Here is a 12,340-nt window from a genome sequence, read left to right as displayed (position 1 = left end):
CCTGGACAGGGGGAAAAGCACACCAGCTCCCACTCTCACGAAAGCCTCCACCCCGGGCCCCCCCTTTTTTTCCCAACGACCCCGAGGTTCCTGGGTCGGCCCCTCCCCCACCCCTCCGACGCGGGCTGGCCGCACCGGACGGACCGTAGCCGAGGCGCAGCACGAGCTGGACGTGCCCGGGTCCCTCGTGCGGGTCGCGCAGGCGCCAGCGGGTGTCGGGGATCTCGACGGCCTGGTGCAGGACGGAGGCACGCAGGCCGCGGACGGTGGCCAGCAGCCACACCCGTTCCATGGCCTGTCCGGTGCGCAGCCAGTCTGCCCGGCTGTCGAGGTGGGTGGTGAGGGTGGCCAGTTGCGGCAGCGCCTCGAAACGTTCGGCCGGGGTGCTGTGGTGCGGCGGGTGACCGGCGAAGCCGCGCATCGGGACGCGGGCGTCGCGGTCGTGCGAGCCGAGGGCGGCGAGCGGGATGCCGTCGTAGGAGGGCTCCAGCCGTAGCCAGCGGCGGGTCTCGGCCTCGCGGGTGACGTCGGCGGCGATCCGGGCCTCGGCCTCGGAGGTGAGGGCGAGCACGCGGCGCACCCTGTCCTCCTCCAGCACGGTGAGCGTGACGCCTTCGTCCCGGCCCGCCGAGATGAGCTCGGCGACCAGTGCCTCGGGGACGTCCCGGTTGGTGAACGGCTGCCGGCTGGAGTGGCGCCCGGCGATGGCCGGGTAGAGGTCGGCGCCGAAGGGCAGCGGTGTGCGGGCCGGCGCGGACAGGTCGAGCACGGCACACGGCTGCGCGCCTTCGCCGGACGGCAGCAGCCGGACGGCGGCCTCGCGGCCGAGGTGCGCGGCGGCCACCCGCAGGTTGAACAGGGCGGCGCCGATCGAGATGTGCAGCGCCCTGCCGGCCGGGTCGGCGGCCGGAACGGCCCGGCTCAGGTCGGCGCGGACCTCCAGGCCGAGCAGGTCGGGCGTGGGACGGAAGCGCCACGGCTGGCTGTTGTGCAGCGAGGGCGCCAGGCCTCCGGCTTCGGCCAACAGGTGCAGATCGGCAGTGGTGAGGGCGGTTTCGGTGGTCATGGTTGATCACTCCCTGTTCTCGGCGGGGAGCTCCGGTGGTTCAAGCATCCGCCGATCCGGTGGTGCCGAGCGAGGGTCCTAAGGCCCTGGCCCCACGGCCGAGCGGCACCGGTGCCCGCCGACGCGTCCGGCTTCGCCGGGCAGGCCCGCGCCGCCCCCGCGGACACGGCCCGCCGGAGGGCCGAACAGCCCTGCCGCCTCGCACTCGGCGACGGCCTGCGACCTGCTGCGCGACATCGTCGAACGGCTCGTCGACCTGATGATCCCGGTCTCCCGCAGCGCCCTCCGGGAGACCTCCACCTGATCCCCGTCGACCCTGCCGACTCCCCGACCACGGAAGTACCGCAACTCGCATCCACCGACCGAACAGGTTCTTCGGGCCTCCTGCGAACCTCAGGAGGCCTGCTGCTGGACCGGACCGGGCGACAGCAGCCGCGACACGAGGGTGCGGGTCCATTCGGCGGTCAGCGGCAGGTCGGTGAAGACGGCACGGTAGTAGAGGGGCGCGAGTACGGCGTCCGCGGTGTGTTCGAGGGTCGGGGGCTGTTCGCCCCGGGCCCGCTCCCGCCCGAGGATGGCTTCGAGCCCTTGCGCGCGCTCTCCGCGGCACGCCGCGGCACCCTGTTCTCCGCCCGTGCCGATGGTGGCGCGCACCAGGGCGAGGGTGTCCGGGTCGCCGAGGTCCTTGGCGAGGTCGAACGCGTAGCGCTCCAGGTCCCCGCGCAGGCTCCCGGTGTCCGGCACCACGATGTCCCCGGTGAAGCGGCTGGTAGCGACGTCGGCGAGCAGCTCGCCGACGGAGCCCCACCGGCGGTAGACGGTGGTGGCGTGCACGCCCGCGCGGGCGGCCACCACCGGGATCGTCAGCACGTCGGGGGAGCCTTCGGCCACCACTTCCTGGACGGCCCGGTGGACAGCCGCTCGGACCTTCGCGGAGCGGCCGCCGGGCCGGCTGCCCTTGCCGTTGCCGGACGGAGGGGGCGTCGTAGCGGTCATGCGGCCAGTATCGCATCGATCACTGCTTTTTAAGTTTTCCCCGGGCGAGCCTCTGACCTGCAGAAACGTCGACCATTGGGGCTCTGGCCTGCGAGAATACATCTCTGAGGCTCTCGCAACTTCTCTGCGCTTCTCGGCCTCATGTGTGCCGATTCCGTGCCGCGAAGCGATCTGCCGGCCTTCTGGTCACTGCCGACTGCCTGTGCCGCTCGACCCCTCGGAGGCCCACCAGCATCTCAGGCCCACGACTCCCTCGCGAGCACCGGGCAGAGCTGACCCCTGCTGCACACCCCCAGGTGTCCGCAGCCCCTCATCCACGGCCATGGTCACGGAACGTGACCAAAGGAGCTGGCCATACACTTCGACACCATCACCGCCGGACGGTTCGACGAACTGCTCTGTGACTCGAACATCCCCGTCGCCCACCAGGCCCCCCTGGGCATTGCTTGCCGCAGCGGGCCCTCGCGACAGTCGGCGAGCCCATGGAAATCACGCGCAGTAAATACGCCGCGGTGCTCGCTCTGCTCCAGCACCTCGATGCGGTCAACGCGCCGGAGAGCGAGGCGGCCCGGTCGCCACTGATCGACTCCACAGGCGCTGAGGAACTAGCCTGCGCGTTTCAGCTGAGGCTGGACCGGATCGGGGGCGGAAACACGAAAGTGCCTTCTGAACTGCAATGCCGGTGAGTTAGGGTGTTTCCGCAGGTAGGGGCGGGTGCCAGGCCACTTTGAGGGTGTACTGAACGTGACCGGGAGTGCGTGGCCGGTCTCGCTTCTTGGTTTCGAAGGTGTTCTTGGGCGGCTTCTTGACTCGGTCGCACTGACGGTCGCGTCGGGCTGGGAGGAAGCCGTCCAAGAGCTCGCGGACGACCTCGCTGCGTGCTGCCAGCAGCGTGATGGCGTCTGCGGCCGCTTGGCCGGCGACCTTCAGCCGGGCGAGCTGGACGGTAACCGTGAAGGAGATCCGGTCGGGGTCGATGGCGCCGCGCTGTGCGGCGTGCAACTCCAGTGCGCACAGCGCCTGGTAGACGGTCAGGAGTGCGTAGACCTCCTGGCAGGCCAGCTCGGGAGACTTCGAGCGCAGGACGAACCCGGCTCCGCGCAGGCGGTTCTTGAGCTCGTCGTACCCGTTCTCGATCTCCCACCTCTGATGGTAGATCGCCGCCAGGTGCCGGGCCGGGGCCCGTGTGTGGTCCAGCAGGCTGGTGACCAGCCGGAACATCTCCTTCCGAGGCCGGCCGCCCTTCGGGTGGACGGTCACGGTGTACTGGATGATCCGCACGGTGTGGCCCTCGGGCGGCTGGGCCAGCGTGCGGCCGGCAGCACGTGCCTGGCCGTGCCGGACGGTCTCCTTCGGAGTCGGCATGACCGAGATGAACGAGCCGTCGGACAGGACCCGCAGAGGCACGAACACCTGATTGCCCTTGATCCGCCAGGCCAGGTGAGCACCCGTCGCCCGGGCATGGCCCCACAGTTCGTAGCCGGTAAAGCCGCGGTCGGCCAGCAGAAGCATGTCCGGCTGAAGGCTGGCAACAAGCTGGCGGGCCAGCGCGTGCTCACTGGCCCGCGCCACCCCATCGAAGGCGCCGTCGACCAGAGCGTGGGTGCCGCATTCGGTCAGCGCCATCAGCCTGACCTGCGGGTTTCCACTCTGGTTGACGCCGCCGCGGCCGGTGAACCCGAACGCCGCGGCGTTCTCCGGGGTATCCGGCACGTCCAGTGTCGTGCCGTCCCAGGCGACCAACCGCAGCCCGAAGGCGAACGCGCCGGGCGTCGCGGATATGGCCAGGGCGCCGCGGCGGCGCTCGAACAGCGCCCGTAGCGGCTTCTCACCCAGCCGCTTGCGGGCCTTCGTCAACGCCGAACTCGTGGGCAGCCGCTGGACGCACGCGCCCGGCAGATACCGAAGCTTCTCGGTCAGCGTGCGTAACACCGACCGGTACCCCGGCGGACCCACGCTGTCCGAACCGCTGAACAGACACAGCGCCAGGACGAAGTACACCACCGCCCGAGCCGGCAGAAGCCTGCGGCGGCGCTCGACGCGTCCGGTCAACTCCAGTACCTCGTCGACCACTTCGGGTGTGATCTCCTCGGTCAGCACGCCGAGCCGGATCCTGTCCCCGAATCGCGCTCCCACCGGACTGCGAGGGCCTCGCGCGGAAGCTGTACCCGCCGCTGTCGTCGTGGATGCGGTTCGGAGGATGGCACACTGAGCACCCAACGGAGCTCCCTTGCGGACAGTCGGATCTTGGTCGATCTTCTGTCTTACCGGGGGCTCCGTTGCCGTGTCCCGAGATCATCTGGCGGACCATCAGATCGTGGTGAAATTCCCCATGCCGACAGCGGGCTATCCGCCCAAATCGGCCACCGCCATGCGCTCTACCTGCGGAAACGCCCTAACTCACCGGCATTGTTCTGAACTGGGACGATGAGGCTTGTCCAAGCTCCGCCGCAGGTCCAGAGGCAGCCCAAGCCGATCCGTCTCACCGATGTGGGCCGGCCGTGATCCGGCGCGCCGGCGCGGCCACCGGGACCGCGGCCCGATCGCTCACCCGGTTCTGGCTGGCCCTCGGCCGCCTTGATCCGATGTCGCCTACCACTGCCCGATGTCGGCCGTCCCGGGTATGGCGGTTTTGATCTTCACTCCGAGTCGGGAGTGTGATCATGCCCGTACGGGCGGGCGTCGCTCGTATCGACTGCCGGCATCGGGTCGTGGGGCTCCGGAATGACGTCGACCACGCGTAGCCCCTTTGCCGTCGAGAAGGAGTAGAGAGATGGCCATGACCAACGAGGAACAGTCCACGGGCGGCACCGCCCGCCTGGAGTGCGTGGCGCACATCCTGAAGGTCGCCGGACGCCCTGACGTCCGCCGGCCCACGGACACCCCCGAGGCGCTCAAGGCCCTGAACGACCCGTTCAAGATCATGGAGGGCCAGGAGTACCAGTGGGTGGTGGAGTTCCGGGTCCGCGACGCGGCGGCCGTCTCGGTCCGCTACATCCACGTGGTCAGGAGGGCCGGCGCGAAGGTCGACAAGATCGAACAGATGTACGGCAACTTCCCGCCCGGTGACACGGTGCACACGCTGCTCACCGGACTGGAGGAGAGTCCGACAGGGGTCGTGACCCGCGCGGGGCTCTTCAACTACGGCGTGGCGTTGTCCGCCGAGAACGCCGAGGCTGTCAGGTACGACTTCACCGTCAAGTTCACGAAGACGTGGGAGTGACCACGCCTGCACCGACCACCGTGTGGAGGCCCGTGCGAGAGCTGACCGCGTTCGTCCAGCGCACGAGGTGCGGCCGGCGGGATGTCGCGTAAGCAACAGTCCGTGAGTTCCGGAGCTTGCCGTTTGGCAAAGGTAAGGCCAGCGATGGCGCGGACCGGCCGTGTCGCGACCGGTCCCACGGCGATCAAGGGCTTCTGCACCGCGTCGCTCGACTCTGACCGAGAGCAGCTCGGCTCCCCGGCCGCTGAGCCGTCCCCCTTGGAAAGCGTCTTCAAGGACGACGCCGAGGAGGACGGCGAGGAGTGATCTGACGGTCACCCAGGTAGGGGGTGCCCGGCTGGCTCCACCGGCGGGCACCCGGTGTTCCGGCCTCCTGGGTGTCCGGTCAGTTCGCTTAGTTGTAGTCAGGAGCCGGGATGTCGCGCCTGCCGATCGTCGGCACGACTGGTGAGGGCTGCCCTGTGGGTGAGGCCACGAGAGCGAAGGCGCGGGCCAGGGCTTCCAGGGCTGTGGCCGCCTCGCCGGCGTGCTTGTCGGCGACCTGCTGGGCCTCCCGCACGATGGTCTCCAGCAGCCGGTCACGGGCGCTGACGGGGCCTGCCATCGGCGTCGCCTGGATCGAGTTCGGGATCTGCCAGGCCTCCCCATCAGGTGCTTCTACGGTGAATTCTGCTTCGTTGCTCATCACGAGCACCCCTCAAGATCGGCAGTACGTATCCCGTCAGGCTAGGCCCGGGGAGGATGCCGTGCGGCCTGAACCGACCGACTCATGCGGGCCGCTGACCGGGCCGGGTCCGCCACGGCGTCGAGAGCAGGAGTTCAGGGGTGGGCCAGCTCGATGGCGAGCAGGTTGCGCAGGCTGCCGTCGCCGGCCTCTGTCTGGGAGGGGTAGAGCATCTGCACGTTCACGGTCAGGGATTGGCCGGGGTCGATGGTGTGGGAGCCGTCGGGGGACGTGATGACGGTCTGCCCGTCGAGGCCGTCCTTGAGCACCTGGTACCAGGAGGTCTGGGTGGGGTTGACGCGGGTGTTCGCGGGGACGGAGAAGGAGATCTCCCAGGCGGCTACCCGCTGTTCGTTGGCGGCCAGCGTGAGGTCGTAACTGACGATCCATCCGTTCGCGCCCTCGGGAGAGGACTGGGGCCACTGTCCGGTGATCTGCGAGGCGACGGCGACGCGCGGCAGTTCGACGTCGGTATCGACCGATCCGGCCTGGCGCGCGGCCGTGTTGGTGCGGGTCCGCGACTGGACCTGGCCGGTCACGGTCATGCGCCCCTCGGCATGCCGGCCGATGGTGCCGCTCAGGGTGATCACGGCCTTGCCGCCCCGGGGCAGGCTCACCAACTGGTGCAAGCCCCCGACGACCGAGCCGTAGCCGCACTCGGCGCCGTTCTCCCCCCGGCAGCTGAGCTGCGCCGTTGCTTGCAGAGGGCCCGGGATCAGGCCCTCCACCCTGGCGTCGGGAGCGTCGTTGGGGCCCAGGTTCTGCACCTCGAAGGTATAGGCGACGCGCTCTCCCGCCTTGGCGCTCTGCGGGCCGCTCATCACCAGCGACATGTCAGCGGGCAGTTCCACCGAGAGATTGCGGATCTGGAAGGTGGACTGACCGAGGATTTCGGAAGCGCCGAATCCCAGCTTGAACGTCGCGGGCATCGCGGCCTGACCGGCCTGACCCGCGAGGTCGAAATCGTCGATCAGCAGTGAGCCCTGCGGGTTGGACTTGCTGGAGCGCCGTACCGTCAGGCGGCCGGCGATGACAGACACCTGGAGGTGCGCACCCTCTTCCCAGGTGGCGCGGAACCCTCCGGGAACCTCGACACCGGCGCGCCAGTCGAATCCCGACATGGCGCTGCCGGAGCCGCGAACCGTCAGCGTGTCCGGTCGACTGTCCGCCCCGCCCGGTCCGGCGGCCACGTGGGCGAAGTACCCGCCGTTGTCGAAGCCGATGCCGACCCACCCCGCCGTGACCCCCGCTCGCTCGTCGCCGCCAGACGGATGATGGTGGGAGGAGTAGCCGAGGCTGCCGGCGGGGCCGCCGAGCTCGGTCGTCTGCGCCCCGTCGATCAGGTAGACGCTGAGTCCGTCGAGGGCAGTGTCCGGGCCGGTGTTGGCGTAGTCGAAGTCGATCGCCACCCCCAGTGCGGAGGAGAACGGCTGGTCGAGGAAGGCCGTGGCGGCGGTGCCCGGCTGCGGGGCGAGTTCCAGGCCCCCGTTCAACTGCACTGGGCCGAGCAACTTCCAGTGCGGGTTGTCCGGCGCGGACCGGGTGAACGTCTCGGTGAGCGGGAACTGCACCGGCTGTGCGGCAGCAGGCGTCTGATCGGTCATGAAGGCTCCCTCGACTGGGCCTGGCAGCGGACGCTCCGGTCCGCCGGGCGCCCGAAACGCAGAGACCATGGAGGCCCCCGGGGCTGACTCTCCCCCCACGGGACATGCCCCACGCCTCGAAGGTTGTGGAAAGTGCAACCTGTCTCACGTGGCGTCACCCTCCCGCGGGTGGGTCGCTCTCCACCTGCTCCCACGGACGGCCAACGGAGGAACGGGACAGGGGTTCCCCTGCCGTCCAGGGGGCTGCTGCCGCACGGCCGATGTGGTGCCGCCGCCTGGACTTCACTTTTCGCCATCCACGGCCACCGATGTTCTGACATGATCAAAACATGACTGATGCGTCATCAGCGGACACGGTCCCCGCGTCCGATCCGGTGCTGCGTTGGGCGCGGGAGGTTGGCCTCGTGGCGGATGCCGGCGGGGAGCGACGCCTTGCCGCGATGCGGCTGAACGTACTCGCCGAGGGCGCCCTGCCGGGCGGTGGCGCGGGGGACGTGGCGTTGACGGCGCAGTGGGCGGCGTTCATCTGCTGGGTGGACGACCAGATCGACCGGCGCGGCCTGGGGTCAACCCCAGGCGAGCTGGAGCGGTTCACCGTGCCCCTGCGCCGGGTGATCACTTCCGGCCGTGCGGCGTCCACGTCGACGGCCCCACACGCGGCAGTGCTGGAGGGACTTTGGGAGCGCACGGCCGCAGGCATGCCCGCGCGGTGGCAGCTGCGATTCACCGCCGACTACGTCGACTTCCTGGACGCCTGCGAGCAGGAGGTCGCCCTGCGCCGGACCGGAGTGCGGCTGGCGCTGCCCGAGTACCTGCGATTGCGGCGGCGCACGATCACCCTGCTGCCCATGCTGGACGTGCTGGAACGCACCGGCCACGCCCACCTGGTGGAGGACCCTCGGGTGGATGCCCAACTGGTCGACCTGCGCGAGGCGGTGGCCGATGCCGCAGGCTGGGCGAACGATCTGGCCTCGCAAGCCGGTGACGAGGCCGCCGGCCAGGACAACCTGGTGGCGCTGCTCGCTCGCCGTGACTTCAGCTCCATGGCCGCGGCGCGCACCCGGGTGGCCGCCATGATCGAGCACCGCCGGGCCGGCTTCCAGACCACCGCAACCGCCCTGCGCACAGCCTGCGGCCTGCCGAAGGACCGGCGGCAGGAGCTGCGCCGCTATGTCGACCTGGTGGAGACGTTCATGGCTGCCACCCTGCACTGGCTGGCCGTCACCGGACGCTTCACCCCCGAACCCTTGCCGAGCGCACCGCGCCACCAGCCGCCGCCGCAGCCCTGAGCCGTTCTGCCGGACACCCGGTGACAGCCGCAGACGACGACCAGGACGGACCTCGATGAGAGTCACCCCGATACCTCCGGGCCAGGCCCGCTGGCCCCGCGCCGCGTTCCCTGCCGGCCTGGCACCCGCCACCACGCGGCTGCGCACCCGCCTCCAGGACCAGGTCGGCCCGGACGGGGCCCTGCGCGACCCGTGCCACAGCCGCGTCCTGGAATCCGCCCTGATGCTGGCCCTGCTGGACCGCACCCGCCAGGAGCCCGCCGCCCGCGCCGCCCTGACCGCCTACCTCGCCACGCACCGCGACTCCCCGCAGCCGCTGGAGCGACTGCTGGCCCGCGCCGCCCTCCACACCCACTCCGACGCGGCCGACCTCCTGGACGTGGACCGCCTCCTCGCCCAGGCACCGGACTTCACCGGCCTCCGCAAACGCGCCCTCCTGCACGCGGTCCTCCTCCTGCTCGGAGCCACCCCCACCACCAAGCCCCCCGCCGCCGAGGCGTTCTCCCTGCATGGCCTGCACACCTGGGCCCAGGTCCAGGTCACCGCCGTCAAGGCGATCCTCGCCCGCGCCCACGGGCAACCCCACCTCGTCAACACGCACGACCTGGACCTGCTGCGAGCCACCCAGCAGCCCGGAGCGGTGTGGGAAGGAAACCTCCTCATCCACCTCTCCGTCCTGCACGCCCTGGTGCCCCTGCCCGGCCACGAGGCCCTGATCGCCGACGGGATCCGCACCGCACTGACGCACCAGCGCGCCGACGGCGGAATCCCGTTCATCTGCGACGAGGACACCTGGCTCACCGCCACCGCCGGCATCGCCCTGCACGCCGCCGACGCCCCGCGGTCCGTCCTGGACGTCGTTGCCCGACGCCTGCTGCACCTGCAGCACCCCGCGGGCGGCTGGTCCTACACCGAGAGGGCCCAACTCGCCGACACCGACTGCACCTCCGCCGCCATCGAGGTCCTCCACCTCACCGACCCCCACGCCAACCGGCAGCCGATCCACACCGCCGTCGACGCCCTGAACGCCCTGCGCGGGCCCGACGGCGGCTTCCCCACCTACCTGGCCGGCGCACCCTCGGAAGCCTGCATGGCCGCCGCCGCCGCCAACGCCCTCAGCACCCAGGGCCACCACCAGCACACCGCCCTGGAGTCCGCGCTCGGCTTCCTCGCCGACCAGCAGCACCCGGACGGATCCTTCCCGCCCGACTGGAGCAGCAGCCGCCACCACACCGTCTTCCGCGCGATCCTCGCCGCCGCCCGCCACCGCGACAACGGCACACCCGGCCACTTCGCCTGGCACATCACCCGCAAGGCCATCCGCCTGGTGACCGACTCCCAGAACAGCGACGGAGGTTGGGGCCGGCAGGACGGCGACGTCAGCGACGCCCTGAGCACCGCGTACGCCCTCATCACCCTCAGCACGGCTGGCCCGGCACCCGGCCCCGCCGCCCGCGGCGCGGCCTACCTGCTCACCCAGCAACGCACCGACGGGTCCATCGCCAGCACCCCGGACTCGATCGGGCCACGCCCCTTCGGCTTCACCGTCCCCGCCCTCGCCGACATCTTCACCCTCCTCGCGCTCGGGCACCTCACCCGCCGCCTGGCCCCCTTGCCGCTGCCCCCGCCGCCGGGGCCGCGTCCAGTGGTGACAGGCCGCCGGCAGAGCGAGCCCGCCGGCCACCGCTGACCCCGGCACCGCCGCCCACCCACCCGCTGCCCCGAATCCCGCCCGACCCAAGGAGCACACCGTGTCCGCTTCCATCCCCACCCCAGTCCGGCCGCGCCCGTGGCTTCACGGCAGGACCGCCCTGGTCACCGGCGGCGCGGGCGGCATCGGCCTGGCCCTGGCCCGCGTCCTCGCCGCGCACGGCGCCACCGTCCACGCCGCCGACCTCTCCACCACCAACATCGCCCGCGCCACCCAGCAGATCGCCGCCGCGCCCTGCGGTCCCGGCACCGTCACCTTCCACGAACTCGACATCAGCGACCGCCCCGCCCTGGAGCAGTGGATCGCCGGCACCCACCGGAAGCTCGGCCGCATCGACGTCCTGGTCAACAACGCCGCCCACATCCAATGGGCCGACGTCGAGGAGACGAGCGTCGAGGACGCCGAGCGCACCATGCGTGTCGGCTACGACGCCATGGTCCACACCGTCAAAGCGGTCCTGCCTCTCATGCGTGCCGCAGTAAGCGGACACATCGTCAACATCGGCTCCTCCGCGGGAAAGGTCTTCGTGAAAGGCCCCTCCGCCACGTACGCCGCGATGAAAGCCGCCGTCGAGGGCTACACCCGCATCCTGCAACTCGAACTCGCCCACACGTCCGTCCACGCCATGCTGGTGCGCCCCGGCGTCGTCGTCGGCACCGAGTTCTTCGGCCACCGCGTCCCCTCCAGCCGACTGCCCCGCCTGGCCGACTTCCTGCCCACCACCAGCCCCGAACAGGTCGCCGACGCCGTCCTCCTGGGCCTGCGACAGCGCCGGGCCCAGGTCGACATCCCCGGCTACCTCCCCGCCCTCTACCGCGCCTACGCCCTCGCCCCCGGCGTCTTCGCCCACCTCAGCGGCGCCCTCGGCAACGCCCGCCACGACTACGGCAAACCCCGCCCCGCCCGGAACCGGACCGCCCCCACGACACCCGCCGCACAGCCGGGCCGCGCACTGCGCTTGCTCACCGCCGCAGGCGCCAACCCCGCCTTCGTCGACGCCATGGCCAACATCTCCCCGCCCCTGGACCGCGCCATCCACACCCTCACCGGCGGACGCGCCACCACATTCTCCGCCATGCTGCCCACCCTCATGCTCCACACCACCGGCCGAACCACCGGCCGACCCCGCCGCACACCCCTCATGTACGTGACCGAACCCAACGGCGACCTGCTCGTCGTCGCCAGCAACTTCGGACAGCCCCACCACCCCGCCTGGAGCGCCAACCTCATCGCCCAACCCCACGCCGGCATCACCCGCGACGGCCGCAGGACCCCCGTCACCGGCCACCTCCTCGACGGCGACGACCGCAACCACGCCTGGCAGCAACTCCTCACCTTCTGGCCCCCCTACGCCACCTATGCCGACCGCTCCGGCCGCCGCCTGCGCATCTTCCGCCTCACCCCAGGCCACTCGGGCTGAACCGGCGACCAGGGTCGTCGGCACATCGGGTCAACGAGGCACTGAGCAACACCTTTGGCTCCGACGACCACACGGTCGTCCCCACATGTATTCCGCATCCCCTCTTCCGAATGTGGATCGCTGAGCACCGCTGATCGGCAACGGCCACTTCACTGGTGTGGCCCGGCCTCCACCATCGCGGAGCCCTCGCGCAAGCCCCCACCGACTCTCCCCGCCATGCGCCAGGGCCTGCCTGGACACCGACAGGTTCCGGCCGATTGTTGCTCGACTTTGCGCCGGTCCGACCGCCAAGACCAAGCCCCCACTA

11 protein-coding genes are annotated in these 12,340 nt (G+C 70.8%); 6 read left to right on the top strand and 5 right to left on the bottom strand.

Annotation, left to right across the window (positions count from 1 at the left end; translation table 11 throughout):
• Together ACFVX9_RS10255 and ACFVX9_RS10250 are read right to left on the bottom strand one after the other, a co-directional pair.
• The coding region (locus ACFVX9_RS10255; RefSeq protein ID WP_387981268.1) for an Acg family FMN-binding oxidoreductase at positions 1-1,066 on the bottom strand (1,066 nt) is incomplete at its 3' end.
• 393 nt (positions 1,067-1,459) lie between these two features.
• The gene (locus ACFVX9_RS10250) at positions 1,460-2,062 is read right to left on the bottom strand and encodes a TetR-like C-terminal domain-containing protein (RefSeq protein ID WP_387981266.1); all 603 of its coding nucleotides are present in this window, start codon (positions 2,060-2,062) and stop codon (positions 1,460-1,462) included.
• Positions 2,063-2,544: 482 nt separating this feature from the next.
• On the opposite strand from ACFVX9_RS10250, the gene ACFVX9_RS10245 reads away from it, so the two are divergent.
• Positions 2,545-2,748 carry a hypothetical protein gene (locus ACFVX9_RS10245; RefSeq protein WP_387981264.1) on the top strand — a complete coding sequence of 68 codons (204 nt, stop codon included), beginning with the start codon at positions 2,545-2,547 and terminating at the stop codon, positions 2,746-2,748.
• A gap of 1 nt (position 2,749) precedes the next feature.
• On the opposite strand, the gene ACFVX9_RS10240 is transcribed toward ACFVX9_RS10245, so the two are convergent.
• Positions 2,750-4,162: an IS4 family transposase gene (locus tag ACFVX9_RS10240; protein ID WP_387981263.1), complete on the bottom strand. Its 1,413-nt coding sequence runs from the start codon at positions 4,160-4,162 to the stop codon at positions 2,750-2,752.
• Positions 4,163-4,835: 673 nt separating this feature from the next.
• Here ACFVX9_RS10240 and ACFVX9_RS10235 point away from each other — a divergent pair.
• Positions 4,836-5,285 carry a hypothetical protein gene (locus ACFVX9_RS10235; protein ID WP_387981262.1) on the top strand — a complete coding sequence of 150 codons (450 nt, stop codon included), beginning with the start codon at positions 4,836-4,838 and terminating at the stop codon, positions 5,283-5,285.
• A 144-nt stretch (positions 5,286-5,429) separates the two neighbouring features.
• Positions 5,430-5,591: a hypothetical protein gene (locus ACFVX9_RS10230; protein WP_380372247.1), complete on the top strand. Its 162-nt coding sequence runs from the start codon at positions 5,430-5,432 to the stop codon at positions 5,589-5,591.
• Positions 5,592-5,679: 88 nt separating this feature from the next.
• Here ACFVX9_RS10230 and ACFVX9_RS10225 read toward each other — a convergent pair whose 3' ends face one another.
• Positions 5,680-5,970 carry a hypothetical protein gene (locus ACFVX9_RS10225; RefSeq protein WP_387981260.1) on the bottom strand — a complete coding sequence of 97 codons (291 nt, stop codon included), beginning with the start codon at positions 5,968-5,970 and terminating at the stop codon, positions 5,680-5,682.
• A gap of 134 nt (positions 5,971-6,104) precedes the next feature.
• Positions 6,105-7,613 (bottom strand): hypothetical protein, encoded by a 1,509-nt coding sequence (locus ACFVX9_RS10220; RefSeq protein WP_387981259.1) that lies wholly within the window; start codon positions 7,611-7,613, stop codon positions 6,105-6,107.
• A gap of 440 nt (positions 7,614-8,053) precedes the next feature.
• Here ACFVX9_RS10220 and ACFVX9_RS10215 point away from each other — a divergent pair, with 440 nt between their 5' ends.
• From ACFVX9_RS10215 to ACFVX9_RS10205, 3 genes are all read left to right on the top strand, one after another.
• Positions 8,054-8,902, top strand: coding sequence for a terpene synthase family protein (locus ACFVX9_RS10215; protein WP_387981258.1), 849 nt, complete (start codon positions 8,054-8,056; stop codon positions 8,900-8,902).
• A 55-nt stretch (positions 8,903-8,957) separates the two neighbouring features.
• Positions 8,958-10,592, top strand: coding sequence for a prenyltransferase/squalene oxidase repeat-containing protein (locus tag ACFVX9_RS10210; protein ID WP_387981256.1), 1,635 nt, complete (start codon positions 8,958-8,960; stop codon positions 10,590-10,592).
• A gap of 61 nt (positions 10,593-10,653) precedes the next feature.
• The gene (locus ACFVX9_RS10205; RefSeq protein WP_387981254.1) at positions 10,654-12,033 is read left to right on the top strand and encodes an SDR family NAD(P)-dependent oxidoreductase; all 1,380 of its coding nucleotides are present in this window, start codon (positions 10,654-10,656) and stop codon (positions 12,031-12,033) included.
• The last annotated feature ends 307 nt before the right edge of the window (positions 12,034-12,340 follow it).

This window comes from Kitasatospora sp. NPDC058243 (assembly GCF_042882025.1).
Taxonomy (GTDB): domain Bacteria; phylum Actinomycetota; class Actinomycetes; order Streptomycetales; family Streptomycetaceae; genus Kitasatospora.
This window is presented reverse-complemented; position numbering and strand designations above follow the sequence as displayed.